The sequence below is a fragment of the Polynucleobacter ibericus genome, from assembly GCF_018687955.1.
Taxonomy (GTDB): Bacteria; Pseudomonadota; Gammaproteobacteria; order Burkholderiales; family Burkholderiaceae; genus Polynucleobacter; species Polynucleobacter ibericus.
In genome coordinates this window covers 1,673,712-1,700,532 of sequence record NZ_CP061309.1, presented here as the reverse complement: position 1 = coordinate 1,700,532, position 26,821 = coordinate 1,673,712, and the positions used below count along the sequence as shown (strand labels likewise).

At 45.0% G+C, this 26,821-nt stretch carries 28 protein-coding genes and 1 tRNA gene; 16 read left to right on the top strand and 13 right to left on the bottom strand.

Going from position 1 to position 26,821, the window contains the following annotated elements; genetic code table 11:
• Window position 1 precedes the first annotated feature (1 nt).
• The 8 genes from gmhB to AOC20_RS08575 form a co-directional block, all read right to left on the bottom strand.
• A complete protein-coding gene (gene gmhB / locus AOC20_RS08610) occupies window positions 2-574 on the bottom strand; it encodes a D-glycero-beta-D-manno-heptose 1,7-bisphosphate 7-phosphatase (RefSeq protein ID WP_215360280.1) in 573 nt (190 codons plus the stop codon).
• A complete protein-coding gene (gene glyS, locus AOC20_RS08605; RefSeq protein ID WP_215360278.1) occupies window positions 571-2,709 on the bottom strand; it encodes a glycine--tRNA ligase subunit beta in 2,139 nt (712 codons plus the stop codon). The genes gmhB and glyS overlap by 4 nt, the downstream gene beginning before the upstream one ends.
• Before the next feature lie 27 nt (window positions 2,710-2,736).
• Window positions 2,737-3,627, bottom strand: coding sequence for a glycine--tRNA ligase subunit alpha (gene glyQ / locus AOC20_RS08600; protein WP_215360276.1), 891 nt, complete (start codon window positions 3,625-3,627; stop codon window positions 2,737-2,739).
• Window positions 3,628-3,686: 59 nt separating this feature from the next.
• Window positions 3,687-5,219, bottom strand: a complete 1,533-nt coding sequence (lnt, locus tag AOC20_RS08595) for an apolipoprotein N-acyltransferase (RefSeq protein ID WP_251373087.1) — start codon at window positions 5,217-5,219, stop codon at window positions 3,687-3,689.
• Between the two features lie 8 nt (window positions 5,220-5,227).
• Entirely contained in the window at window positions 5,228-6,067 is an 840-nt protein-coding gene (locus AOC20_RS08590) for a CorC family transporter (protein ID WP_215360273.1), read from the bottom strand.
• A 30-nt stretch (window positions 6,068-6,097) separates the two neighbouring features.
• Window positions 6,098-6,571 (bottom strand): rRNA maturation RNase YbeY, encoded by a 474-nt coding sequence (gene ybeY / locus AOC20_RS08585; protein WP_215360271.1) that lies wholly within the window; start codon window positions 6,569-6,571, stop codon window positions 6,098-6,100.
• Window positions 6,558-7,907 (bottom strand): tRNA (N6-isopentenyl adenosine(37)-C2)-methylthiotransferase MiaB, encoded by a 1,350-nt coding sequence (gene miaB / locus AOC20_RS08580; protein ID WP_215360269.1) that lies wholly within the window; start codon window positions 7,905-7,907, stop codon window positions 6,558-6,560. The genes ybeY and miaB overlap by 14 nt, the downstream gene beginning before the upstream one ends.
• Window positions 7,908-7,973: 66 nt before the next feature.
• Window positions 7,974-9,236, bottom strand: coding sequence for a putative Na+/H+ antiporter (locus tag AOC20_RS08575; RefSeq protein WP_215360267.1), 1,263 nt, complete (start codon window positions 9,234-9,236; stop codon window positions 7,974-7,976).
• Window positions 9,237-9,293: 57 nt separating this feature from the next.
• On the opposite strand from AOC20_RS08575, the gene AOC20_RS08570 reads away from it, so the two are divergent.
• Window positions 9,294-9,704 carry a rhodanese-like domain-containing protein gene (locus AOC20_RS08570; protein ID WP_215360265.1) on the top strand — a complete coding sequence of 137 codons (411 nt, stop codon included), beginning with the start codon at window positions 9,294-9,296 and terminating at the stop codon, window positions 9,702-9,704.
• A 48-nt stretch (window positions 9,705-9,752) separates the two neighbouring features.
• The gene (locus AOC20_RS08565) at window positions 9,753-10,142 is read left to right on the top strand and encodes an OsmC family protein (RefSeq protein ID WP_215360263.1); all 390 of its coding nucleotides are present in this window, start codon (window positions 9,753-9,755) and stop codon (window positions 10,140-10,142) included.
• 55 nt (window positions 10,143-10,197) lie between these two features.
• Here AOC20_RS08565 and AOC20_RS08560 read toward each other — a convergent pair whose 3' ends face one another.
• Window positions 10,198-10,485 (bottom strand): YMGG-like glycine zipper-containing protein, encoded by a 288-nt coding sequence (locus AOC20_RS08560; protein ID WP_215360261.1) that lies wholly within the window; start codon window positions 10,483-10,485, stop codon window positions 10,198-10,200.
• Window positions 10,486-10,532: 47 nt separating this feature from the next.
• On the bottom strand, window positions 10,533-10,895 hold the full coding sequence (locus AOC20_RS08555; RefSeq protein ID WP_215360259.1) for a Rap1a/Tai family immunity protein: 363 nt from the start codon (window positions 10,893-10,895) through the stop codon (window positions 10,533-10,535).
• Between the two features lie 136 nt (window positions 10,896-11,031).
• On the opposite strand from AOC20_RS08555, the gene AOC20_RS08550 reads away from it, so the two are divergent.
• Together AOC20_RS08550 and AOC20_RS08545 are read left to right on the top strand one after the other, a co-directional pair.
• A complete protein-coding gene (locus AOC20_RS08550; RefSeq protein ID WP_215360257.1) occupies window positions 11,032-12,234 on the top strand; it encodes an ammonium transporter in 1,203 nt (400 codons plus the stop codon).
• Window positions 12,235-12,290: 56 nt separating this feature from the next.
• A complete protein-coding gene (locus AOC20_RS08545) occupies window positions 12,291-12,815 on the top strand; it encodes a gamma carbonic anhydrase family protein (protein ID WP_215360255.1) in 525 nt (174 codons plus the stop codon).
• 12 nt (window positions 12,816-12,827) lie between these two features.
• Here the strand turns inward: AOC20_RS08545 and maiA are convergent, their stop codons facing one another.
• Entirely contained in the window at window positions 12,828-13,502 is a 675-nt protein-coding gene (gene maiA / locus AOC20_RS08540; protein WP_215360253.1) for a maleylacetoacetate isomerase, read from the bottom strand.
• Window positions 13,503-13,592: 90 nt separating this feature from the next.
• Here maiA and AOC20_RS08535 point away from each other — a divergent pair, with 90 nt between their 5' ends.
• Window positions 13,593-14,222 carry a trimeric intracellular cation channel family protein gene (locus tag AOC20_RS08535; protein WP_215360251.1) on the top strand — a complete coding sequence of 210 codons (630 nt, stop codon included), beginning with the start codon at window positions 13,593-13,595 and terminating at the stop codon, window positions 14,220-14,222.
• On the opposite strand, the gene AOC20_RS08530 is transcribed toward AOC20_RS08535, so the two are convergent.
• Complete coding sequence (locus AOC20_RS08530; protein WP_215360249.1) at window positions 14,209-15,807, bottom strand: gamma-glutamyltransferase family protein; 1,599 nt, start codon at window positions 15,805-15,807, stop codon at window positions 14,209-14,211. The two genes, AOC20_RS08535 and AOC20_RS08530, sit on opposite strands and share 14 nt — an antisense overlap.
• Before the next feature lie 211 nt (window positions 15,808-16,018).
• Between AOC20_RS08530 and AOC20_RS08525 the strand changes: the two genes are divergently transcribed.
• Complete coding sequence (locus AOC20_RS08525; RefSeq protein WP_215360247.1) at window positions 16,019-17,689, top strand: MFS transporter; 1,671 nt, start codon at window positions 16,019-16,021, stop codon at window positions 17,687-17,689.
• A gap of 54 nt (window positions 17,690-17,743) precedes the next feature.
• Here the strand turns inward: AOC20_RS08525 and AOC20_RS08520 are convergent, their stop codons facing one another.
• Window positions 17,744-18,355, bottom strand: coding sequence for an MOSC domain-containing protein (locus AOC20_RS08520; RefSeq protein ID WP_215360245.1), 612 nt, complete (start codon window positions 18,353-18,355; stop codon window positions 17,744-17,746).
• Window positions 18,356-18,401: 46 nt separating this feature from the next.
• Here AOC20_RS08520 and AOC20_RS08515 point away from each other — a divergent pair, with 46 nt between their 5' ends.
• From AOC20_RS08515 to AOC20_RS08470, 10 genes are all read left to right on the top strand, one after another.
• Entirely contained in the window at window positions 18,402-18,812 is a 411-nt protein-coding gene (locus AOC20_RS08515) for a hypothetical protein (RefSeq protein ID WP_215360243.1), read from the top strand.
• A gap of 78 nt (window positions 18,813-18,890) precedes the next feature.
• Window positions 18,891-18,967: transfer RNA gene (locus AOC20_RS08510), tRNA-Met, on the top strand.
• Between the two features lie 52 nt (window positions 18,968-19,019).
• Complete coding sequence (locus AOC20_RS08505; RefSeq protein WP_215360241.1) at window positions 19,020-19,532, top strand: DUF2878 domain-containing protein; 513 nt, start codon at window positions 19,020-19,022, stop codon at window positions 19,530-19,532.
• Between the two features lie 186 nt (window positions 19,533-19,718).
• The gene (gene recA, locus AOC20_RS08500; RefSeq protein ID WP_251373086.1) at window positions 19,719-20,759 is read left to right on the top strand and encodes a recombinase RecA; all 1,041 of its coding nucleotides are present in this window, start codon (window positions 19,719-19,721) and stop codon (window positions 20,757-20,759) included.
• A 17-nt stretch (window positions 20,760-20,776) separates the two neighbouring features.
• Complete coding sequence (recX, locus tag AOC20_RS08495) at window positions 20,777-21,298, top strand: recombination regulator RecX (protein ID WP_215360236.1); 522 nt, start codon at window positions 20,777-20,779, stop codon at window positions 21,296-21,298.
• Between the two features lie 189 nt (window positions 21,299-21,487).
• Entirely contained in the window at window positions 21,488-22,657 is a 1,170-nt protein-coding gene (sucC, locus tag AOC20_RS08490) for an ADP-forming succinate--CoA ligase subunit beta (protein ID WP_011903667.1), read from the top strand.
• A gap of 15 nt (window positions 22,658-22,672) precedes the next feature.
• Window positions 22,673-23,566, top strand: coding sequence for a succinate--CoA ligase subunit alpha (sucD, locus tag AOC20_RS08485; RefSeq protein ID WP_072582760.1), 894 nt, complete (start codon window positions 22,673-22,675; stop codon window positions 23,564-23,566).
• Window positions 23,567-23,665: 99 nt separating this feature from the next.
• The gene (locus tag AOC20_RS08480) at window positions 23,666-24,373 is read left to right on the top strand and encodes a TerC family protein (protein WP_215360234.1); all 708 of its coding nucleotides are present in this window, start codon (window positions 23,666-23,668) and stop codon (window positions 24,371-24,373) included.
• Window positions 24,374-24,494: 121 nt separating this feature from the next.
• On the top strand, window positions 24,495-25,025 hold the full coding sequence (locus tag AOC20_RS08475) for a pilin (RefSeq protein WP_285896897.1): 531 nt from the start codon (window positions 24,495-24,497) through the stop codon (window positions 25,023-25,025).
• 250 nt (window positions 25,026-25,275) lie between these two features.
• Entirely contained in the window at window positions 25,276-26,745 is a 1,470-nt protein-coding gene (locus AOC20_RS08470) for a tetratricopeptide repeat protein (protein WP_215360232.1), read from the top strand.
• Window positions 26,746-26,821 lie beyond the last annotated feature (76 nt).

Here is a 26,821-nt window from a genome sequence, read left to right as displayed (position 1 = left end):
TCTAAACCTTATTTTCTAAAAGTGCATGAGCGAAAGCCAAGAGATCTGCATGAATTTGTGTTCCCTCTGGTAGCTTACCGTTTGCAAGGGTTTTTTCTCCCTTGCCGGTGAGAACTAAATGGGGGGATGCTCCTAAAGCCACTCCAGCTTGGAGATCGCGCAAAGAGTCTCCCACAATCGGAACGCCCGTTAATGGCTTGACGCTATCCGTTTTTTTGTAGCGCAAGGCAATTTCTTTCATCATGCCAGGTGCAGGCTTACGGCAATCACATTGATGAGCATCCTGATGCGGGCAAAAAAAGATGCTATCAATGCGGCCGCCCAAGGGCTTGAGCAGGATATCCATTTTGCTATGCATGGCATGCAAATCGTTAATTGTGAAGTAGCCCCTTGAAAGACCGGACTGGTTAGTTGCTAAGGCAATCTGATAGCCTGCTTGATTTAGCAGGGCAATTGCTTCTAGACTGCCTTGAAGAGGAATCCACTCATCAGCAGACTTCACATAATCATCGCTATCTTTGTTGATCACGCCATCGCGATCCAGAATGATTAATTTAGAGGAGCTGTTGCTCATGCTAATTTGCCGAGGTCGGCAACGAGGTTCATTTTCTGGTGAAGTTGTTGCAGGAGAGCTAAGCGGTTATCGCGTAACTCAGGATTAGGGTCCATCACCATCACATCTGCAAAGAATTGATCAATTGGGCCACTTAAAGCCACGAGAGCTTTTAGGAGTTCTACAAATTGACGTTTTTCATAAGCGGCATTGAGTGCCGGTGTAATCGCCTCTAATGCTTGATGTAGCTTGGCCTCTGCTGGAATTTGCAGCAATTTTGCAGAACATGTCGCAGGAATGGCAGTAGTCGTTTTCTTGAGAATATTACTGATACGCTTATTAGCGGCTGCGAGTTGAGCAGCTTCTGCGAGAGCATTAAATTCACGTAATGCTGTTAAGCGCTCAATTAAATCATTAATTTGTGCTGGGTCTTGGCTGAGAACAGCATCAATTTCCGCGCTCGTAAATGCTTTGCCAGCAATCGATTGATCACGCAAATAGGCACGCAAGCGGTCAATGATAAAAGCGTAGGTATCAGCTGCTTTTGCTTTTTCTTGTACATCTGCTTGTGGGAACTGCGCACGAGCCAACTCAATCAATTCAGGCAAATTGAGAGAAAGATTTTTTTCGAGGAGTAGGCGGCAAATGCCTAAAGCATGACGACGCAGAGCATATGGGTCTTTGTCTCCGGTAGGTGCAAGTCCAACGCCCCAAATGCCAACTAAAGTTTCTAGTTTGTCAGCAATAGCTAAGATCGTGCCAGTTTGAGTTTGGGGCAGTTCATCACCTGCAAAGCGCGGCATATAGTGTTCACTGCAAGCGCTAGCGACATCCGCATTCTCGCCATCATGAGTAGCGTAATAACGACCCATGATTCCTTGTAACTCTGGGAACTCACCAACCATATCGGTTAACAAATCTGTTTTGGCAATTTCAGCTGCGCGTGAAGCTAACTTCTCATCTGCGCCCAGTTTCTTGGCTATGCCTACGGCTAGCCCTTGAACGCGCTTGGCGCGATCCAATTGATTACCTAATTGGTTGTGATAGACCACCTTACCTAAATCTGCCACGCGAGAAGCTAAGGGACGCTTTTGATCTTGCTTAAAGAAGAAACGTGCATCAGATAAGCGTGGACGCACAACGCGCTCGTTACCGGAAATGATGGCATCTGGTTTGCTGGTTTCAATGTTCGAAACAATTAAGAAGCGGTTGCGCAATCTTCCTTGCTTGTCCGTTAATGCAAAGTACTTTTGATTCGTTTGCATTGTCAGAATCAAACATTCTTGCGGCACTTCCAAGAATTCTTGATCGAAATGACACTCATAGATGGCGGGCCACTCGACTAGCGCTGTTACTTCATCCAAAAGGCTATCTGGCATCAGCACTAAATCATCGCCAGCAGCTTTTAAAAGGGCAGCTTCAATCTGTGCACGACGTTGATTAAAGCTGGGAATAATCTTTGCCTTAGATTGCAAGTCAGATTCGTACTGATCTGCATTATTAATGGTGACACTGCCTGGTGCTAGGAAACGATGCCCCTCAGTTTGATTGGCTGCATCAACGCCAAGAGCGCTAATACTTAAGGTGGTGCCACCATGAAGCGCAATGATACTATGGGCTGGACGAGCAAATTGGACGTCAGCTAATTCACCATTTTTCTGCAGCACTTGGTAATGCATCATTTTTGCAATTGGTAGTTTGCTCAATGTTTGCTCAAGCGCAGTTTGCACAGTTTGCTCAAGCTCAGCACCTTTAGCGATCACATTAAGATACAGAGCTTCATTTTTACCTTCACCCGCTTTTTCTAGAGTAGCGAGATCGATATCTGCATACCCAAGGGCGCCTAATTTTTTAAGCAAAGGTGGAGTGGCTTTACCTTCAGCATCAAATGCAATACTGGTGGGCAGTAATTTTTCACGTACAGGAAAGTCAGGCGCTTGATCTAGTATGTTGGTGACTTGAGCGGCTAGACGGCGAGGCGTGGCAAAGCCAGTCACTTTGGATGACTCAGAGGCCAGACCTGCAGATTTAAGTGCTGCAAAGATGCCCTCGCTAAATGCATCACCTAAGCGACGTAAAGATTTTGGAGGTAATTCTTCGGTAAATACCTCAATCAATAAAGTCGCTGATTGAGGTTTTGAATTGGATGTGCTCATAAATGGAATGCAGAAATCTCGATGCGCTTAAGCCTGCGCTTTAGCTTGACGTTGACACATTGGGAAGCCCAGTTTCTCTCTGGACTCAAAGTAGGCTTGAGCAACGGCGCGCGACAGATTGCGAATGCGGCCAATATAGGCTGCACGCTCTGTTACTGAGATAGCGCCACGCGCATCCAGCAAATTAAATGTGTGCGCGGCTTTTAGAATCATTTCATAGGCGGGAAGTGCCAGTGGCACTTCCATCAAGCGCTTAGCTTCACTTTCATAATTTGTGAAGTTTGCAAAGAGTAAATCAGTATTAGAGTGTTCGAAGTTATAGCAAGATTGCTCAACTTCATTCTGGTGATACACGTCACCATAAGAAATGCCATCAGCCCAAACTAAGTCATATACATTCGAGCAGTTCTGGATGTACATCGCCAAACGTTCGATACCGTAGGTAATCTCGCCAAGAACAGGTTTGCAATCCAAGCCACCTACTTGTTGGAAGTAAGTAAATTGAGTCACTTCCATACCGTTTAACCAAACTTCCCAGCCAAGACCCCAAGCGCCAAGCGTTGGGTTTTCCCAGTCATCTTCTACAAAGCGCACATCATTCTGTTTTAGATCCAGACCTAAGGCGGCGAGAGATCCTAAATACAGATCAAGAATATTTTCAGGGGCTGGTTTCAGAACGACCTGATATTGATAGTAGTGCTGCAGACGGTTTGGGTTCTCACCATAGCGACCATCTTTTGGTCGGCGGGATGGCTGCACATAAGCCGCCTTCCAGGGCTCAGGACCAATGGCACGCAGGAAGGTTGCGGTATGAGATGTACCGGCACCAACCTCGAGGTCGATAGGTTGCAATAGGGCACAACCTTGTTGGTCCCAATAATCTTGAAGTTTGAGAATGATTTGCTGAAAAGTAAGCATGTTTAACCTGGCTAAGCCATTGATTTTACATGGCTAGAGCGTGCTGGCGTTAAAAATGCTTAAAAACGTCTATGACGAATCAAGCCCCAGAGCAAGAGAAGGCAAGAAATACCCAAAATCGGTAAATTACCCCAAATGACGTAAGGCGTTTTGCCTGAATACGCTTGGACTTGGGTGCTTAGAGTGCTTTGGGTAAATTCAGGGAGTGCTTTTAGTACTTTGCCATCGGGGCCAAGAACGGCGGTAATGCCGGTATTGGTAGCGCGTAAGGCAGGAAGTCCAGTTTCTAGAGAGCGCAGTTGTGAAAGGCGTAACTGTTGGGTCGGGGCCTGCGAATCTCCAAACCAAGCAAGATTGGTGAGGTTTATCAACAGGTTTGTTGGCTTTCTGCTGTTACGAATTCTGCTAGCGAGTTCGCTACCAAATACATCTTCATAGCAAATCGTAATGGCTGCATAAATAGGATCTTGGTGAGCTCTTAATATTGTGAAGTTAGGCTGACTCATTCCACCTCTAGCAAAATCACTCAATGGAACACTAAAGGCATTTACAAACCAATGAAATCCTGGAGGTATAAATTCACCAAAGGGCACTAGATGACTTTTATCATAAATATAAGTTGGCGAAGAAGGGGATAGACCTAAGGCACGATTAGAAAATTCTCGATTATTTTGAGGGGCAGATTCTCTACCAATGACACCAAATAATAAGTTGGCGTCATTGGAGTTAGAAAAACTTCGTAAGCTTTCTAACAGGTTGGCGGGTAATTGATTTTCGGGCCAGGGAAAAGCAGTTTCAGGAGCAATAATTAATTCAGCTTTAGATTGCGTAATTGCATCGTGGTAAAACGCGATTTGCTGGAGTATCCCTTCTGGCTTGAATATCAAGCTTTGTTCAAAGTTACCTTGAATCAGTCGAACGCTAATAGGCTCTCCAACTGGTTTTGTAAAGGTCAATAACCCAGCCAGTTGCGAGATGCTAACAACAGCTGAAAGGAGGATCGCGCTTGCAAGGACATGCTTGCGAACTTGGTAAATCTCCCAGGAAGCCCAGACCGCTAAAAAGGTACAAGCTAGCCCCCCAAAGAAAGGCGCAATCGGTGCGAATGGACCATTGAACTGGGTTTCGGCAAATCCCATCCATGGAAAGCCGGTAAAGATATAGCCGCGCAAAAATTCTGCCAGCACCCAGCTAGATGCGAGTAAAAGGCCGAATAGACGACTCTGTTTAAACAATGGAATTACTAGAGTTGCTAAAGAAAAATAGACGGCTACATAAGCAGAGAGAAGAAATACTCCCATACACGCGAGCAGTGCATTCATACCGCCGACATCATGCAGGCTAATGTAAAGCCACCAAAGGCCGATAACAAAATAACCAATCCCAAAGATAAGGCCCTGCAAGAATTGCTTCTTTAAAGGATTCGGAGTCTGAGGATTGAGGCGCCACCAAACAAGACTGAGAACGGGGATTTGTATCCAGCCGCCATAAGGCAGTTCGGCAATTAATGCCAGTACGGCGCCTAAGATAAACAAGCTCAGGACTATAGATGCTTTGCCGCCGATGTATCGATAAGGTTGCTGATCAAGCAAGTTGAATCTCAGTCAGATTTTTTATTAGCTTGTCGTGCAAGCAGAATATGAATTTGCCTTGGGTCAGCGCGTTGCACTTCGAATTCAATGCCATCAATTTCAATAAGCTCGCCCATCTTCGGTACTCGACCTAGATGTTGAATAACCAGACCAGCAACGGTTTCAATATCCTCGAGTTCAAAATGCGTACCAAGCTTTTCATTAAATTGCTCTAGCTCTGTAATGCCCTTAACGCGAATATCGCCATTATCTAATGCAATCAGATTATCAGCTTCTTCGTCAATATCATGCTCGTCTTCAATATCGCCAACGATCTGTTCCAGCACATCTTCGATCGTAATAATTCCAGCTACCCCGCTATATTCATCTACCACTACAGCTAGGTGATTACGATTATCTTTGAAGTCTCGTAGTAAGACGCTCAGACGTTTTGATTCAGGGATAAAGACGGCCGGACGTAACCAATCCCGAACTTGAAAGTCTTTTTCTGTGGCATGACGCAATAGATCTTTAGCTAACAAAATACCTATAACGTTATCCTTGCTCCCCTCATAAACCGGAAAGCGTGAGTGCGCTGCTTCGATAACGCTCTTAATGATCTCGGGAAGGGATTGACCAATATCAATCCAGTCAATTTGGGCGCGCGGTACAAGAATATCGCGAGCACATAATTGACCTACTTGAAAAACTCCCTCAATCATGGAGAGGGCATCGGCATCTATCAACCCCTCAGATTGGGCTTCGCGCAGTGTTTCAATTAGTTCTTGACGGCGTTCACTAGGTTTCGTTGGCTCTGGAGTTAAAAAAGCGGCCAAGCGGTCTAAAAGGGATTTATTGGGGTCAGGCATATAGCAAGAATAGCTTAGAAATAAGACAAATTAAGAATAGGGGTTAGCAAAGCCTAATTTTTGGAGAATTTGGATTTCCAGAGCCTCCATTTTTTTGGCATCACGTTCTGCCTCATGATCATGACCTTGGGCGTGAAGGCAGCCATGCACAATTAAATGAGCCAAATGCGCTTTCAATAACTTGCTTTGCTCCTTGGCTTCTTTTTGAAGCACGGGTAAACAAAAAATAATATCGGTAGCTAAAGATTTTTTTGTAAGCTCGTATGGGAAAGTTAAAACATTGGTGGCGTAGTCTTTTTGGCGAAACGTTAAGTTCAGCTTTTTGCCTTCCGTAGCATTAACAAAGCGTAGGGTCACTAAGCCGCCAAGAGGCGTGGCACTCTTGACCCATTTCTTAATTAGGGCGGAGGAGGCTGCTTTACCTATTGCCGACTCAATTGCTGGACTAGCGAATTGAAAATCAATTGTCAGCTTGGGCGAAATCTTTTTCTTATTGGTTGGCATGCGCTTCCACTAGCTCCCCTCTTAAGGTGTAGTTCAGCACTTCGGTAATACGAATATCCACCATCTGGCCGATGAGTTCTTCAATATCTTGGTCTGGTGCCGTGAAATGAATCACGCGATTATTTTCAGCGCGGCCTTGTAAGTTAATACCATCTTTAGCTAAGCCCTCAATCAGTACTCGCTCGGTATTGCCCAGCATTTGTTGGCTAATTTGATTTGCTTGGCTCTCTACTAGCGCTAGCAATGTTTGCAAGCGCTTCAGCTTGACTTCGTAAGGCGTGTCATCGTGAAGATTGGCGGCTGGTGTGCCTGGGCGTGGACTAAAGATAAAACAAAAGCTGTTATCAAAGTTCAGTTCTTTCACCATCTTGAGTAGCTTTTCAAAATCGGCCTCAGTTTCACCCGGGAAACCCACAATGAAATCACTTGACAGTGTTAGGTCAGGTCGAACAGCGCGCATCTTACGAATGATGCTTTTAAACTCTAACGCCGTATAGCCGCGCTTCATAGCAGAGAGCATGGCATCTGATCCATGCTGAACAGGTAGATGCAAGTGACTAACTAGTTTAGGCACTTTAGCGTAGACGTCGATGAGACGTTGTGTAAATTCTTTAGGGTGGCTAGTAGTAAAGCGAATACGCTCAACCCCAGGGATCTCGGCGATGTATTCAATCAGTAGTGCAAAGTCAGCGATTTCTTCGGAATTGCCCATCTTGCCAAGATAGGCATTCACATTCTGTCCAAGTAGCACTATTTCTTTTACGCCCTTACTAGCAAGACCGGCTACTTCAGTCAGTACGTCGTCAAATGGCCTTGAGACCTCCTCACCACGGGTATAGGGCACCACACAGTAACTGCAATATTTAGAGCAGCCTTCCATAATCGAGACATAGGCTGAGCCGCGTGTTTGGCGTGAGGCAGGAAGATGATCAAACTTCTCAATTTCAGGAAAAGAAATATCTACTTGAGAGACGCCGGTTTTGCGTCGCTCTGCAATCAGATCAGATAAGCGATGGAGTGTTTGAGGTCCAAAGACAACATCAACATAAGGAGCGCGACTGACAATCTGTTGGCCTTCTTGACTGGCAACACATCCACCAACGCCAATCAGTAAATTAGGCTTCGTTTTCTTGAGTTCACGTAGACGACCTAAATCTGAAAAGACTTTGTCTTCGGCTTTTTCTCGGATAGAGCAGGTATTCAGAAGGACAACATCGGCATCTTCAGGCCGATCCGTCATGACCATGCCTTCATCGGCATGTAAGAGGTCTGCCATTTTTCCCGAGTCGTACTCGTTCATTTGACAGCCGAAGGTTTTGATATAGAGCTTTTTCATATGCCGTTCTCAGGTTTATAGCTGGGGGCGAAGCTCAGATTTTACTGCTTAAGGTCTTTAGTGGTCTTATATGAGTCGATAAGCCAGAATTGCGATGATTGTGGGTGGAATGGCAGCAATCAGTAAATAGAGGGCTGACACCGTGTGTCCAGGGAAATGACCGCGCAAAATGGCAATCCCTGCTGGATTGGGTGCATTGGCAATCACGGTTAGACCACCACCTGCAACAGCTCCGCCTACTAAAGCGAGCTTGAACTCGGGAGTAGTTCCGGAGACCAATGACCCTAGATAGGTGAGTGCCGCATTGTCTGTGAAAGCCGTTAAGACAAGGCTGCCATAAAAGACTGCGGTAGGGCTCATCATTTCGAGAATTGGTTGCAGCCACCAGCCTTGCAATGCACCCAATACCACTAAGCCACCCAAGAAGAAGCCTACCAAGAGCGCTTCTTTCAGAATCAAGGGGCTTTGATGTTTTGGGTAGGCGGTGGTGTACCCAATGAAGAAAAGCAGGATCCACATAAAAATAATAGGATCATGCGCAAAGAAAACTACTCCAAACAAGAACAGTAGATGCGTCAAGATCACTGCCAAAGGAATCTTCACTTCTTTTTGATTATCGTTTGGCTCAATGAGTTGCCGATGAAACAGGAGAGTAGCAGCGAGAGCGTTAATGAAGATTGCGATACAGGATTCAATACCAAAGTTCGCAAACATAAATGCTGAACTCCATTCCCAGGTAGAAGCCACCATCAGAACGGGCGGGGCCGCGAAGTTAGTCAACGTACCCCCAATTGAAATGTTGACAAAGAGGACGCCCAGAGTTCCAAAGAGAAGTGCTTTAGAGCATTGATGGCGATACACTAAGTCACGCAATAAAAAAGCAGCCAGTGTCATTGCGGCGGGTTCTGTAATCAAAGAGCCTAGTAGTGGTGTGGCCCCAAGCGTTAAAAAATATAAGACGGGAGCGCTTCTAATTCGTAATAGACGCTGCAGCACTTTAGCTAGCGTATGCAAAATTTGTGTAGCAAAGTACAGAATAGGTTTTGTGCCAGCCACAATCATGATGGCAAAGACAAAAAGTGGTTCAGTGAAATTACGCTTGTTTAAGAAGTCTTTAGCAGTTTGTAAATCATCATAAAAAGAGATGAAAATAACCAAGATAGCTGCCCAAAAACCAAAAACAATTTCTACTTCACCAAGCAAATGCCATAGACCTGCATGTCGTGGCGATTTTTTAGCAATAGATTCAAAATAGCCGGTGCAAAAGGTATGCAAAACGGCAATTCCAAAAATAATACTTGCGCCAAGTTCTGTGGGGGTAAAGTTCATAGCAGAATGGTAGCAGGTGCTTCATGAGTCAAAGAGATTGTTAATTTAGGAGTTTTTGTGAAATTAAAAATTGGATACCAAGAGCTCATTCAGGGCGCAATGGCTGAAATTGAGACTCTCTCGCTAGAAACGGCGCAGGAATTATTAATCGACCCCAATGTGGTGTTTGTGGATATTCGTGATGTTCGTGAGCTGGAACGTGAGGGCATGATTCCTAATGCGCTGCATGCTCCAAGAGGAATGCTAGAGTTTTGGGTCGATCCTGAAAGTCCTTATTACAAGCCCATCTTTGGTGATGGGAAAAGGCTGGTGTTGTATTGCGCCTCCGCATGGCGTTCAGCATTAGCTACGCAAACACTACAGAGAATGGGAGTGCCCAATGTTTGTCATATAGAGGGTGGCTTTAGCGCATGGAAAAAAGCGCAGTTACCCTTAGCGGAAAAAGTAAGCAAACCCCATTCTGGTTAAAGTAATTCTGAAATTCACACTATTGAAATACATCTTTTAAGGATCGTTATGAGAAAAGTAGTTTCGCAGTTTGGCCAAGGCCCCCTTCAGCAGAAATTGACTGCTGGTGATTTGCATTTTTTATCAGATGCAGAAATATCTAGGGGGGGTTCTGATACCGGCCCCAGTCCTCATGAATATCTTGGCGCAGCTTTGGCTGCCTGTACGTCGATGACTTTAAAGATGTACGCTGGGCGTAAAGAAATGAAATTAGAAAATGCGATTGTGACTGTAGATATTCAGAGAGCTGATGATGTTGAAACATTCGCTCGCGAGATTCAACTGGTAGGCAATTTAAGCGCAGAAGAAAAAGAGCGCCTGCTGGAGATTGCTGATAAGTGCCCAATCCATAAGGCCTTAGCTGGTCAAATCCAAATAAAAACCCAGCTGGTAAATTAATACGAGCTGGGTATGTATTGCGGTACTACGGCCTTACTAGACCGATTGATGTAACTTAGTTTGGTGCTTGCGCTGGCTGATTATTTTTTCCTGCGTTATAGCCAGCGTTGTAGTTAGCGCCTTCATTTTTCTTGTATGCATCATAGACGTAGCCTGATGCAGCACCAACTGCTGCTCCACCAACAGCGCCCCAGATAGGGTTACCGTGGAAGATTGCAGTGCCAACAGCACCAGCTGCTGCGCCAATGCCTGCGCCTGAGAGTGTGCGTTGCTCTGTATTGCTCATGTTTGAACAACCAGCGATTGCTAAAGTTGCTGCAGTAATTGCGATAATTTTTTTCATCTCAATTGATCCTTTAAATGGGTATTGTTTTGGCTAATTTGCTTGGATTATTTTTTAGCGCAAGGGAAGCGTGAAGCTAGGAAGCCCAAGACAACACCTGATGCTGGCTTGTCGGCAACTTGTGGATTACTTGCGGCGAACTTTACAAAATCACTAATTACTTCATCACGTGCTGGAGCTGGCTGTTTAACGCAAATAAATGGCTTTGCACGTTGTGGGTGACGAGTAGCTAAATAGGTTTCATAAACAGCAGTGGTAAAGCCAATACAAAAGCTACGTGATTCTGGGCTTGCGGGGAGCTTGCAAACATTAGCCAGTTCTTGAGTGCTCAATACTTTGATAGTTTCTTGCGCTTGAGCCAGGCCGGAAAATGCAGCCAAAGCGACTAATGCTACGAGGAATTTTTTCATGGGTTCTCCCTTGGGTGTATGTGAAAACGATGATAAACCATAAATAAGCACTATTAATGCACTAAATGGGTGCAATCTGCACTCCTTTGGGTTTTATAGTTCCCCATAATGATGCAAAAAAGAAGAGGGGAAATTTATGGAAAACTTGAAGACAGGTAGTGATGCTTTATTTATCTTGCTCGGCGCCATTATGGTTCTTGCAATGCATGCGGGTTTTGCATTCCTGGAGCTGGGAACGGTACGCAAGAAAAACCAAGTAAATGCTCTGGTCAAAATCTTGGTGGACTTTGCTGTCTCAACTATTGCCTATTTCTTCATTGGTTACAGCATTGCTTATGGCGTGAACTTTTTCTCGGGCGCAGAATTGCTGGCAGAGAAAAATGGATATGAGTTGGTGAAGTTTTTCTTCTTGCTGACTTTTGCTGCTGCGATTCCTGCAATCGTGTCTGGTGGTATTGCGGAGCGCGCTAAATTTAATCCGCAGTTAATTGCAACTTTTATATTAGTTGGTTTTGTGTATCCCTTCTTCGAGGGTATCGCCTGGAATCAACATTATGGTATCCAAGCTTGGATCAAAGGTTTTACGGGTGAAGAGTTCCATGACTTTGCTGGATCAGTAGTGGTTCACGCTGTTGGCGGCTGGATTGCCTTGCCTGCGGTCCTTTTATTAGGCGCGCGTCGCGGTCGTTATACCAAAGAAGGTCAAATTTCTGCTCATCCTCCCTCAAGCATTCCATTCTTGGCCTTAGGCGCCTGGATTTTGGCAGTAGGTTGGTTTGGTTTTAATGTGATGAGTGCACAAACGATTGACAAGATCAGTGGCTTGGTTGCAATGAACTCATTGATGGCAATGGTCGGTGGCACATTAGCTGCTTGGGTGGTGGGCCGTAACGATCCTGGCTTTACTTATAACGGACCGCTTGCTGGTTTGGTAGCGGTATGTGCAGGCTCAGACTTAATGCATCCCCTTGGTGCTTTGTTTGTTGGCTTAGTTGCAGGTGCCTTGTTTGTTTATATGTTTACCTTAGTGCAAAACCGTTGGAAGATCGATGACGTTCTCGGGGTTTGGCCTTTACACGGTTTATGTGGTCTTTGGGGCGGGCTGGCTGCAGGCATCTTCGGCACTAAAGCATTTGGAGGGATTGGCGGTGTTACCTTTACTGGACAACTGATTGGCAGCGCATTAGGTGTAGGTATAGCGCTAGTCGGAGGTTTTGTTGTGTATGGTGCTCTAAAGGCGATCTTGGGCATTCGGATGACGCAAGAAGAAGAATACGAAGGCGCTGATTTAAGTGTGCACCGTATTTCTTCTACTCCTGATCGTGAGCCAAACTGGTAATTTGCTGTTGGTGCAAATACGTTCATCTATAGCCTGATTCATACCTATAATGAGTCATGGCTATATTTGAACTAGACGGAAACGCCCCACAATTAGCTGCGGGCGCTTGGGTTGCTGAAAGCGCAGAAGTGATCGGCAAAGTAGAGCTTCATCAAGATGCAAGCATCTGGCCTAAAGTCGTGATCCGTGGCGATAACGATCTCATTCAAATTGGTGAAGGTAGCAATGTTCAAGACGCATCTGTTTTGCATACCGATCCTGGTTACCCCCTCGTAGTTGGTAAGAACGTCACCGTTGGTCACAAAGTCATGTTGCATGGTTGCCATATTGGAGACGGTAGCCTCATTGGCATTGGTGCGGTGATTTTAAATGGCGCCAAAATTGGAAAAAATTGTTTAGTTGGGGCGGGTGCGCTCGTTACCGAGGGAAAAGAATTTCCGGATGGCTCTATGATTTTGGGAACTCCAGCAAAAGCGGTGAAAGAACTTACTGCAGAACAAATTGCAGGCATCCACGATATCGCTGGACGTTACGTGAAAAATGCCCAGCGCTATGTAAAGACGCTGAAGAGAGTTTCCTAGTTCCTCACATTTTTACTGTGGAGCAACAGGGTTTAAGCCTTCGGCATCGATTTGCTTTTCCCAGGATGCATCAATAAAGGCGGGTAATTGCATGCACTCATCAAAAATTCTCATCAGAGTTGGGAATGGACGCACATCTACTTTTGCACTCAGCGCATTAAACAGCTGAGGCACTAAGCAGATATCAATCAAGCCTGGTTGATCGCCGCAGGCAAATTTCCCAACCCTAGAGTCATTACTCAATTGTTTTTCAATGCTCTCTAGTCCTACCTTAATCCAGTGCTGGTACCACTCATCTTTAGCCTCATTGCTAATGCCGAGTTTTTTGATGAGGTAGCGGAGTACACGAACGTTATTAATTGGATGAATATCGCTGGTGATATCCATCGCAATGGATCGCACCCAAGCTCGATTGATTGCATTTTTTGGTAAGAGTGGAGGCTCAGGCTGAACTTCTTCAAGGTACTCAATGATTGCCAAAGATTGATGAATACTTTTCTGCCCATCTTCAAATAAAGGCACCAAGCGATTGGGATTTTTGCTGCTATACACATCTCCCATTTGCTCGCCCCCATTTTTACTGAGATGGACTGGAACAGTTTCATAGCCCATACCTTTTAGGTTAAGAGCAATACGCACCCGAAAGGCTGCAGAGCTACGCCAAAAGCTATATAGCTTGAGATTCATATCAATGTCTTATCTGGACTCATGACTAACAGTATATTCAGAATGGGCATTCAAGATAGCGCGCAAGCAAAGTGCTTTAGACTCTTTGTTATGGAAGAGATTAGTTTTTGGATTGGCATCATTGCAACCATGGCCTTTGCGGTCACGGGGGTCTTGGCTATTGCAGATCGTGGCGTCGATCTCTTTGGTGTTTTGGTTCTCGGATTAATCACCGCAATTGGTGGGGGCACTATTCGTGACATTATTTTAGAGGTGCCCACCTTCTGGTCGGACAATCAAATATATGTGTGGCTTGCCTTAGGTGCTAGCGTACTGACATTTTTTGCGGAATCATTTTTTACCCAACCGCAAATCTATCGCTGGATGCTATACATCGATGGTTTTGGTGCCGCACTATTTGCGATTCAGGGTGCCGATAAAGCTTGGAATCTGGATTTTGGTTTGCCTGTCGCGCCAGTCATCTTGGGAGTAATTACCGCGATCGGTGGTGGTCTATTGCGTGATGTGCTTGCCGGCAGAAAAACGTTAATCATGTCGCATGAGCTCTATGCGATTCCGGTGACCTTAGGTTGCGTTGCTTATGTTTTGGTTCTGAACTTCTTGCCGCAGTACGTGGTTGAAGGTTCTGTGATTTGTATGCTCGGAATTTTTGGACTACGCGCAGCCGCTATTTATTGGGATCTGCGCGTACCTAAAATGTTTATAACTAAAACGCGCTAACTGCACCATCACTGCGTGGATCCCATCCGCCGCGCAAAGTACCTGATGGGTCACGAATAATACAGCCCGCATGCCCCACAGTTTCATCAAACGCATCGAGCATTTCTATCTCATGACCTAAGGCATGTAGTTCTTTTGCCACCCAAGGACTAAAGCGAGACTCGAGTTTTAAGCTATCGCTCGTTTGACCCCAAGTACGACCGAGCAACCAGCGTGGACGGCTAATGGCATCTTGTGGGTCTAAGCCGTAAGTGGCAGTACGAGTAAAGACGGCGCATTGGGTTTGTGGTTGACCATCACCACCCATCGTTCCATAAACCATCGAGCGACCATCTTTAAATAAAGCCATCGCTGGGTTCAATGTATGGAATGGTTTGCGATAAGGCTCAAGATGATTGAGTGTATTGGGATCAAGCGAAAAACTGCAGCCGCGGTTTTGCCAGTTCACACCAGATTTAGGCAGCACAATGCCAGCGCCGAACTCGTGATAAATACTTTGAATGAAGGAAACACAATTACCAGCACCATCAATGACGCCCATCCAAATCGTATCGGCAGGTCCTTTACCTTGACCCCAAGGTAAAGCTTTGTTGGGGTCGATATTCTTGGCAAGTTTTTTTAGGAATGCTGGCGCTAGGAAAGACTGTGCATTTTTTGTCATATACGCAGGATCGGTAACAAACTGATCGCGAATTTTGAATGCTTGCTTAGTTGCCTCAACGCAGTGGTGTACATACTCAGCACTATCCACCTTAAAACGTCTCAAGTTCAATTGATCTAAGATGCCGATGATCATTAATGACACAACTCCTTGAGTAGGTGGAATCATGTTGTAGACCTTGCCCAGGCTATGCTTGAGCTCAAGGGGGTCAATGAGCTTGGCATGGTGGCGATGCAAGTCCTCTAAGCGCAAGGGGCTGCCAATGTCAGTTAATTCTTTGGCAAGGAGGTCTGCAAGATCGCCGCGGTAATAATCGTCCGTTCCCTTGCTTGCGATTTGGCGTAAGGTTTTGGCAAGACGTTCTTGCTTGAAGATGCTGCCAACCGCAGGCGCTTTGCCATCTACCAAGAAAGTTTTAGCAAACCCAGGAATAGAGCAGAGCTCCTCCCGCTTCTTCGCGGTCAAGCTGGATTGACTATAAGTAACTGGTACACCTGCTTCTGCGTAATAAATGGCATCGGCTAGTAAGCGAGATAAAGGAATCTTTCCGCCTAGCCCCTGTTTCGAAAGTTTGTCAGCAGCGCCCCAGCCAGAGATAGTTCCTGCCACAGTGTTTGCTGCCACTGATCCACGAAAAGGAATCGCTTTAGTGATGCCACGCTCCGCATACCATTCCTTTGTGGCTAAACCAGCAGCAGCGCCACAGGCATCAATGCCGCCCATGGCTTTCCCAGGTGAATGAATGACCCAAAATGAGTCTCCACCAATCGAGTTCATATGCGGGTACACCACAGCAATTGTTGCGGCTGCCGCCACCATGGCTTCTAGTGCGTTGCCGCCTTCACGAAGAACTGCTAATGCAGATTCAGAAGCGAGGGAGTGGGGCGCTACCGCCATTCCTCGAATTCCCCATTTTTGTTGCATGGTTTTTATGTCTCCAATATATGAACTGCTGCCTATGTATTAGACGCTAGGCTAGTACTTGTTGTGAAATTGCCTCTAGTTTCCTAATTTCTCGGGAAAACCCCGATCCTATTTGATGAGGAATTACCCTAACTAGTGGATTTCTTTGAATTTTTTCAAAGCATAATCGCCTAGTTGTTTTTTATTTAATAAAAATAGTTAGGAGCTACTGATGTCAACATCAACTAAAGCAGCCCCAATGACCCCTGAAGAGCGCAAAGTTATTTTTGCATCCTCATTAGGTACAGTCTTTGAGTGGTACGACTTTTATCTTTACGGTTCTTTGGCTGCCGTTATCGCCAAGCAGTTCTTCTCAGGCTTAGATGCTGGCTCTGCCTTCATTTTCGCTTTGTTAGCGTTTGCTGCTGGTTTCATCGTGCGTCCATTCGGCGCGTTGGTGTTCGGTCGCTTAGGCGATTTGATCGGACGTAAATATACGTTCTTGGTCACCATCCTGTTAATGGGTGGCGCAACCTTCATCGTGGGTATTCTGCCTAACTATGCAACTATCGGCGTTGCTGCTCCAGTTATCTTGATCGCATTGCGTATGCTTCAAGGTTTGGCTTTGGGCGGTGAGTACGGTGGTGCTGCTACTTATGTTGCAGAACATGCTCCGCACGGTAAGCGTGGTGCTTACACAGCTTGGATTCAGACAACAGCTACTCTTGGCTTGTTCCTCTCCTTGCTCGTGATTTTGTTCACACGTGAATTCACTGGTCCAGACTTTGATGTTTGGGGTTGGCGTATTCCTTTCATTGCTTCTATCGCATTGTTGGCGATCTCTGTATGGATTCGTTTGTCCATGAATGAGTCTCCAGCTTTCAAGAAGATGAAAGAAGAGAACAAATTATCAAAAGCACCTTTGACAGAGTCTTTCGGTCAATGGAAGAACTTGAAGATTGTTATCTTGGCATTGTTTGGTCTGGTTGCAGGTCAAGCAGTGGTTTGGTACACAGGTCAGTTCTACGCTTTGTTCTACCTCACACAAGTGTTGAAGGTGGATGCTAAGACTGCAAACTTGTTGATTGCTGCTTCATTGGTAATCGGTACACCATTCTTCGTAGTATTCGGAGCATGGTCTGACAAGATTGGTCGTAAAGTAATCATCATGTCTGGTTTGTTATTGGCGATCATTACTTACATCCCGAATACACCAGTTTCAGTGTTTAATGGTTTGACACACTTTGCTAACCCAGCGTTGGAAAAGGCAATGGCATCTTCACCAGCAACAATTACTGCTGACCTGAATGAATGTACATTCCAGTTCAACCCAACAGGTACTGCGAAGTTCACAAGTTCTTGCGATATTGCAAAACAAGTGATGGCTTCAAACTCTGCTAGCTACAGCACTATTGCTGGTCCTGCAGGTGGTACAGCGGTTGTGAAGATTGGTGATACAGAAATCACTGGTTACTCAGCAAAAGGTATGGCTCCAGCAGACTTGAAGGCTAAAGATGCTGAGTTCAAGAAGCAAATTCGTGAAGCGTTGAATGCTGCTGGCTACCCAGCAAAAGCTGATTCCTCACAAATTAACTACGTAGCTGTGTTGGCTATATTGGTGTTCTTGGTGATCTTGGTAACCATGGTTTATGGCCCAATCGCTGCGATGCTTGTTGAGATGTTCCCAACTCGTATTCGTTACACCTCTATGTCTTTGCCATACCACATTGGTAACGGTTGGTTCGGTGGCTTATTGCCAACGATCTCCTTCGCCTTGGTTGCGCAAAACGGTAACATTTACTACGGTCTCTGGTACCCAATCATCATCGCTGCGATGACATTGGTAATCGGTACACTGTTTGTTAAAGAAACCAAAGACGTAGATATCTACGCACGTGACTAAGATTTTTTTAGTCTGCATCAAATAAGAAACCCGATCAGAAATGGTCGGGTTTTTTTATTCCCACAAATCTTTTTGATTGCGGTTATTTAATAGCTTTTGATTTTGCTCGGCAATAGACGTAGTTCTTGATCCGGGTATGATTTGAATTTGAGCGCCAGCAGTAAGCACTCCAGTTTTAAGTACGCGTAAGTACCACCCGCTAAAGCCAGATTGAAGCATTGCTTTGCTTGCGCCTTTATAGCCAACGGCAGCGTTGAACTTAAAGCAGGGCTCGCGCAATTTGACAACGGCAAACTCGAGTTCGCCAATCAACAATTTATCCCCAACAAACACTTCTGTTTCCAATAAGCCTTCAATTGTGAAGTTCTCTCCAAGTGCACCGTGTTGCAGTTCTACTGACCTTTTGGTTTCGCGAGTGAGTAGTTCATTCCAGAAGGCATAGTGCTCTGTTGGATAAACATAGATGGCTTTTTCAATACCACCGTGTACTGATAAGTCGGCTTGCTCATCACCTTTTACCCCAAGTGATCCGATCTCGATCTGACTAAGATTTTCTAGGGTACTGATGCTCTTCTTATGGATCGCTGAAGCAACTGACTTGTAGTTAGGGTGGTGATTGCCAAATAAGGGCATTACTTTGCCGGCTGAGATGGTGAGTAGGCGCATGAGTAAAAATGACTGATAAGATCAGGCTATCTATTGAAGAAGGTAAATGATGCACTTTTATAAGCTAGTTGCCACTCTATTTCTGGGCCTATTAATTAGTCAAGTAGCTAACGCAAAGTGGGATGAAGAGCGTGACATGACCACCAATGGCAAAGAAGAGTTGGTCTACTACTTCAAAGTAAATGAGCAGGGTCAAAAGCTCGTCTTGGATAAGTACGTCAAGCGCCTGATTTTTATACGCCCTGATAAGTTTTATAAGCGCTCTATCAAGCAAATTAAGGTTGATGGACAGGTGATTGATGTCACAAGCGATCCTTTTTCACGTTACCCAGAACAGACGGCCATTGTTTTTGAAAACAAGGATGAAGTCCTTAAAAAGCTCTTTTTAGCCAAAAAAATTGAATTTAATGTCCTTTATGGGCGCGACGAGGCTTTGAGCACGTTTCAGATTAAATAGAGCTTTACCCATCCCGGACGGTGAAAAGGTAGGATTCGTTTAGACAGAAGGATTCTGATCATTTACAATAACGAGTTCGGCGAATTAGCTCAGCTGGTTAGAGCGACGGAATCATAATCCGCAGGTCCGGGGTTCAAATCCCTGATTCGCCACCAAATCTAAAGGCCATTGCCCCTCGGCAGTGGCCTTTTTCTTAGGATGCTTGGCATGGCTAAATTTTGGAACTTTATTATTTTCCAGCTTGGTTGGTTTGCTTGTGTTCTGGGCGCGGCTAATAAACAAGTGCTTTGGGCGGTGGTTGCCACTCTGGCCTATATTGCCTTCCACGCCTGGCGTTCACCTTCCCCAAAAACAGAAATCAGCCTTTTATGGAAAGCTTTTATCTTTGGCTTAGTGGCCGATACTCTCATCATGCACTTGGGTTATCTAGATTTTCGGGATGATTGGCCGTCGCCGTATTTATCGCCGCTCTGGATGTGGGTACTCTGGGTTTTGGTGGCCACTACCATTAATGGTTCCTTGAGTTGGTTGCGTGGCAGACCGGTTTTAGGAGCTGTTTTAGGGGGTATTGCCGGCCCTATGTCTTATGAAGCGGGTATTAGGATGGGCGCGGGAGGATGGGGTCCAGGCGGTCAAATTGCTGGTTTTATCCTGGTGGGGGTGGCCTGGGCCATAGCTATACCCCTCTTTTTCTACTGGGACCGCGTCAATCAAGCGTAGCTTATTAAAAAATCCGTAAATTCGGCTTAAAAGTCGCTTGCAAAGACTACTGTTTTTATATACAGTAACTCCTAAGTTGTTACACAGTAAATAAAACTTCGGGAAAAAGCCCAGTACATAGCGAAAAGGGAAATAAAAATGGCCTTGGATGACAAAAGAAAATCAGCCTCTTCAGAATTTGAAGGAATGAGCGGAGACAAACAAAAAGCACTAACAGCAGCGTTAGCGCAAATTGAGAAGCAATTTGGCAAAGGTTCAATCATGAGATTGGGCGATGCTGAAATTAGTGAAGATATTCAAGTGGTATCCAGTGGTTCACTCGGTTTAGATATCGCGCTTGGCGTTGGCGGTCTTGCACGTGGTCGCGTGATTGAGATCTACGGACCTGAGTCTTCAGGTAAAACAACATTGACTTTGCATGCTATTGCAGAAATGCAAAAGCTTGGCGGCACTTGTGCATTTATTGATGCGGAGCATGCCTTGGATGTGCAGTACGCATCACGTCTCGGTGTAGATGTAAATAACCTTTTGATCTCTCAACCAGATACTGGTGAGCAGGCCTTAGAAATTGCAGACGCATTAGTACGTTCAGGTTCCATTGACTTAATCGTCATTGACTCGGTAGCTGCATTGGTTCCAAGGGCGGAGATCGAAGGCGATATGGGCGACTCTTTGCCAGGCTTGCAGGCTCGTTTGATGAGTCAAGCTTTGCGTAAGTTGACCGGCGCCATTAAGCGCACTAACACTACTGTGATCTTTATTAATCAGATTCGTATGAAGATTGGCGTGATGTTCGGCTCTCCAGAAACCACTACTGGCGGTAACGCTCTGAAGTTCTATGCCTCTATGCGTTTAGATATCCGCCGCATCGGCAGCATCAAAAAAGGTGATGAGGTTGTCGGTAATGAGACCCGCGTGAAGGTTGTAAAGAACAAAGTTTCTCCTCCATTCCGTGAAGCCATTTTCGACATCATGTACGGTGCTGGTATTTCAAGAGAAGGCGAAATCATTGATATGGGTGTCGAAGCTGACCTTGTTGAGAAGTCAGGTTCTTGGTATAGCTATAACGGCGATCGCATTGGTCAAGGCAAAGATAATGTACGTGAGTTCTTAAAAGAGAATCCGGCCATTGCCAAAGACATCGAAGCCAAAATCCGTCAGAAGTTGGGCGTTAAGTCTGGTTCAGCAGTGGTGACTGATGTGCTGAGCGAAGAGGAAGTCGAATAATCGCGTTGAATCATTCGATGTCAGAATCAAGCGACAATAAAAAAGTCAAACAAAGCCCGAGTCTCAAAGCTCGGGCTTTGCGTCTTTTGTCTCTCCGGGAATACAGTCGCAAGGGGTTGGCTGCAAAACTAGCTGAATCAGAGGCTAGATGGAGCAAGTTGGGCGGTGAGCAGGCGGAGCACACCCCAGAATCTCGAAATTCACAGATTGAGGCGGTTTTAGACGATTTTGAGGCTCGGGGCTGGTTATCGGACGAGCGCTTTGCTGAGGCATTGGTACGCCGCCGGAGCGAGCGCTACGGGATGAGGAAGATTGCTGATGAGCTCGAAAGGGCTGGGGTGGATTCCAAGCAATCTGCCAAACTTCTTGGGGCGCTTAAAGAGACTGAATTTCAGCGAGCATTTGATCTTTGGACCAGAAAATATGGTGTGCGCGCCCAGGACCAAAAGGAGAAGGCTAGGCAGTATCGATTTTTGGCATCTAAGGGTTTTGGTTCTGAGGTGGTGGCAAAGGTAGTTGGTGGTCAGACCCCTGATTAGGGCAATTACGGATCAGAAAACGCTATTTGCGGCATTGCAGCATGATAGACTTATGGAGTCGGTCAAGCCGTTCGCATTTATTCGCATTTGGCAAAAATAGCCACTTTCTGGAGTAAGTATGAGTTTGTGGCGACATCGGTTTTACTAATCCTCATCGCTTGCTAAAAAAGATACCGTTTCGGAGTAATTATGAAAATTCACGAGTACCAAGGCAAAGAACTTCTTCGCCAATTTAATGTGCCAGTTCCTAACGGCATTCCTGCATTCAGTGTTGATGAGGCAGTGAAAGCTGCTGAAAAACTTGGTGGCCCAGTGTGGGTTGTAAAAGCACAAATTCATGCAGGTGGTCGCGGTAAAGGCGGCGGCGTGAAATTGGCTAGAAGCATGGACGAAGTGAAGAAATATGCTTCAGAAATTTTGGGCATGCAGCTCAAGACGCATCAAACTGGACCAGAGGGTCAAAAAGTAAATCGCCTTTTAATCGAAGACGGCGCTGATATTAAAAAAGAGTACTACTTCAGTATCGTTACAGACCGTGGCACACAAAAGAATGTGATCATGGCTTCTAGCGAAGGCGGCATGGATATTGAGGAAGTTGCTGAATCTCATCCAGAAAAAATTATCAAAGTATTTGTTGATCCGATGGTTGGTTTGACAGATGCTGATTGCGATATCGTGGCAAAAGGTATCGGCGTTCCTGAAGCCTCTATTCCAATGGCGCGCGACGTGTTTAAAAACCTGTATAAGACTTACTGGGATACCGATGCTTCTTTAGTTGAAATCAACCCATTGATTCTTGAAGGTAACGGCAAGATCAAGGCTTTGGATGCCAAGTTCAACTTTGATCCAAACGCATTGTTCCGTCATCCAGAAATCGTTGCTTACCGCGATATCGATGAAGAAGATGCTGCTGAAATCGAAGCCTCTAAATTTGACCTTGCTTACATTTCTTTAGATGGCAATATCGGCTGTTTAGTAAATGGCGCAGGCTTGGCGATGGCCACCATGGACACCATTAAGTTATTCGGTGGCGAGCCAGCAAACTTCTTGGACGTTGGCGGCGGTGCTACAGCAGAGAAAGTAACTGAAGCATTCAAGATCATGTTGAAGAACAAGAGTGTTGAAGCTATTTTGGTAAACATTTTCGGCGGCATTATGCGTTGTGACGTGATCGCTGACGGTGTTGTTACTGCATGTAAAGCAGTAAACCTCACAGTACCTTTGGTCGTGCGTATGAAGGGCACTAACGAAGAGTTGGGCAAGAAGATTCTTGCAGACTCTGGTTTGCCAATTATTAGCGCCGATTCAATGGCTGAAGCTGCTACTAAGGTAGTTGCTGCTGTTGCCAAAAACAAATAATCCAGGAATTTCAATATGTCTATTTTGATCAATAAAAACACCAAAGTCATTACACAAGGTATTACTGGTAAGACAGGTCAGTTCCATACTGAAAAATGTCAGGAATACGCAAACGGCAAAAACTGTTTTGTTGCCGGTGTAAATCCTAAAAAAGCGGGCGAGTCTATTTTTAATATTCCTATTTATGGGACTGTTAAAGAGGCCGCACAGCAAACTGGTGCAACTACTTCTGTTATCTATGTTCCACCTCCTGGCGCGGCTGCTGCGATTTGGGAAGCGGTTGAGGCTGACCTCGACTTCGTTATCTGTATTACTGAGGGCATTCCAGTGCGTGACATGCTTGAAGTGCGTAACAAGATGCATGCCAAAGAAGCGGCTGGCGGCAAGAAGACTTTATTGCTCGGCCCTAACTGCCCAGGCATCATCACTCCAGATGAACTCAAGATTGGCATCATGCCTGGCCATATTCATAAGAAAGGTCGCATCGGCGTTGTTAGCCGTTCCGGTACCTTGACTTATGAAGCGGTTGGTCAGTTGACAGCAATTGGTTTAGGCCAGTCCACAGCAGTAGGTATTGGTGGCGACCCAATCAATGGCTTGAAGCACATCGACATTATGAGAATGTTCAATGAAGATCCAGAGACTGATGCTGTGATCATGATTGGTGAAATCGGCGGTCCAGATGAAGCAGAAGCTGCTCGCTGGTGTAAAGATAATATGAAGAAGCCAGTAGTTGGCTTTATTGCTGGTGTAACAGCGCCTCCAGGTAAGCGCATGGGTCACGCAGGTGCGTTGATTTCTGGCGGTGCTGATACTGCTGATGCGAAATTAGCTGTGATGGAAGAGTGTGGCTTCAAAGTCACAAAGAATCCATCAGAAATGGCTGCTTTGTTGAAAGCCATGTTGTAATTAGCCCTAAGGAAAAGGATGCTGTTAAATCAGCATCCTTTTTTGGTAGTAAATAGCAGTTAAAACATAAAACAAAATAAATAGAACGCAGGAGACACCATGGATTTATCAGCATTTTCAGACGCTACCTTTTGGGCGGCGCTTCTATCAATTATCGTCGCAAATATTTTGCTATCTGGCGATAACGCAGTTGTGATCGCTTTAGCGTCACGTAATTTGCCACCAGCACAACAAAAGCAGGCCATTTTCTGGGGCAGTGCAGCCGCCATTATTTTGCGAGTTGTGCTCACCATTACAGCAGTTGCTTTATTAACACTGCCGTATTTAAAAATCGTTGGCGGTCTGCTGCTTCTTTACATCGGCATTCAGCTCTTGTCTGATAGCGGTGGCGAAGAGCATATGGAAGCTAAGACTAGTATCTGGGCGGCTATCCGCACTATCTTGATTGCTGACTTAGTCATGAGTTTAGATAACGTTTTGGCTGTTGCAGCTGCAGCCCAAAAAGGCCCAGAGGAGACTCGCTTGCTCCTGTTGATTATTGGCTTAGGCATGTCTATCCCATTGATCATTTTTGGTAGTGCCATGCTGTTGAAAGTGATGGAGCGCTTCCCAATCATTATTACTTTGGGCGCGGGCTTATTGGGCTTGTTAGCTGGTGGTATGTTGGTTGACGATCCTGCTATTAAGGACAGTATTCAAGCCGCCTTAGGTGATGCGAAGCTTGCCTTTGAGATTATTGGGGTGGTAATTGTGATACTGGTTGGCACTTACTTTAAGAAGAGAAATTCTAGTAAGCATGCGCACTAATTGATTGCATCCGAATCAGAAAAAGCCGGTCTAAAAAGCCGGCTTTTTCTTTTCCAGTGTTCCTTGAATTCAAAAGGCGTAGACTGGATGATGAGGAATTTCACCTCAGGAGCTAGAAATTATGCAGAGTATTTATAAAGAAATGGAGAGTCTGAAAAACTCTCAAGATCAAACCTCGGAAGCTGGGTTTACTTTAATTGAAGTAATGGTTGTCGTAGCCATTATCGGAATCCTGGTGGCAGTGGCAGTACCGCAGTATCAGGACTATATTGCTCGCAGTCGTGTTGTGGAGGGTATGAATTTATCTTCTAGCGCTAAGCTTGCGGTAACTGAAGCTTTTGCAAGTCGCGGAACCGTGCAGATGGACGAGGCAACTAATGGATCATTTACTTTCACGCCTACTCGCAGCGTTAAGCTCATTGAAATTACTCCTTCGGGTGCCATTGCTATTGACTACCAAGTGAGTGTAGCTCCAGAGGGAAAGAATACTCTGCATTTATTCCCCACTAATGAGCCTGATGCAAACACTCCAAAACCTGTGGATTTATCAAAGCCGGAGGGATCTTCTTGGGCAGGAGGATGGTCGTGTAGATCCACGGAAACGAATTTGATTCCTCAGTTACTCCCTTCGGAATGCAGATTGACTAAATAGTAAAGTAATTTGTTTTTTGGGCTGCCATTCACACTGGCGGCCCACTCTAAATTCAATTTATTTTGTGCTTATCTTAGGGCTTAGTAATAAAATCACTATATAAAGCCACATTGACAGTGAATACTCTAGCAAGCAATAGATGTATTTCAAGCTGGCATTTTTAATGTAATTGCATTTCGAAAAATCTACTTTCACTTTAAAATATTTTAAGCATACGTATTTTGACTTTATCTAAATATTATTTAATCAGATGAATGAACGGCTAAGATACCTATTGGGGGAGGCCGTAAATTCTCTCCGCAATCAAAATAGTCTTGCGGCAGAATTATTTCTAAATCAAGCTTTTAATATTGACCCTAATTGTGTTGATGTTTTACGTCTAATGGGTGTCTTAGAGGCGCAACGAAAAGATTACGATAAAGCTCTGGCTTTGTTTAGACGGGCATTCAAAAATGCCCCAAAAAATGCATTGCTCGCAAGCAATATTGGTAACGTATATTTAGAGCAAAAGCATTTCAAGAAAGCTTTAGAGTTTTATGAAAAAGCGATATTGCTCGATAGAACTTATGCTGAGGCATACAGCAACAAAGGTAATGCTCTTCAAGAACTCAATAGGTATTCCGAAGCAATTGCTGTATATGAGCAAGCGATACAGCTTGATCCTATGGATGTCAAAGCCTACGTCAATAAGGGAAATGCGTATTTGGAGGGCGGTCAATTAGAAAGCGCTATCCAATCCTATGATGATGCTATACGACTTCAGCCAGATCATTATTTAGCGTATTGGCATAAATCATTGGCTTTGCTTTTGAGTGGGAACCTGGATGATGGCTTCTTACTCTACGAGTCACGATGGGGGAAAGGGGAGGAGTTTGAATTTAGTGGAGTAAGAAGGGGGTTTACGCAAACCTTGTGGCTCGGGACTGAATCACTTCAAGGGAAAACTATTCTGATCTATTGTGAGCAAGGATTAGGAGATGCTCTTCACTTCGCAAGATATGTTGAGCTGGTTGCTCAGCTAGGTGCTAAGGTGATATTAGAGGCGCCAAAGTCATTGGCTGATGTTTTTGGCGGATTAAGTGGTGTTTCTCAAATCATTACTAAGGGGGCTGAGATACCAGAGTTCGATTTTTACTGCCCGCTGATGAGTCTACCTCTAGTATTTAAAACAAATTTGCAATCAATACCATCTAAACCTACTTACTTCAAAGCGGATTCTAAAAAGGTAGAGAAGTGGTTGGAAAAATTAGGACCCAAGACAAGGCCGCGTATTGGAATAACATGGAGTAGTGCCTCTAATTTTAAAAATGATGCTAAACGCAGTATGCAGTTATCTGAATTTTTAAAAGCCCTGCCAGAAGTGGGATATGACTATATCTGCCTGCAAAAAGAGATTAAAGAGGGTGATAAGGCAACATTAGAGACCCATGAAAATATTCATTTTTTTGGGGAAGATTTGCAAGGCTTTGGAGATACTGCTGCATTAATAGAGTGCGTAGATCTAGTTATTAGTACGTGTACGAGCGTCCCTCACCTTAGCGCCTCCCTCGGCAAAGAAACTTGGGTTCTACTCTCTTTTATTCCAGATTGGAGATGGCTATTGGATCGAGAGGATAGCCCGTGGTACCCATCCGTAAAACTATTTAGACAGGATCAATTGAACGACTGGGATGGAGTGCTTGCAAGGGTAAAAGCAAACCTAGAAGAGCGTCTAAAGTAGAGGCTCCATGAGGGCTTGTCCCAAGACCATATAAGGGTTGCAAATAATTGATCTATTAGTCTCTTCTTTTAGAGAT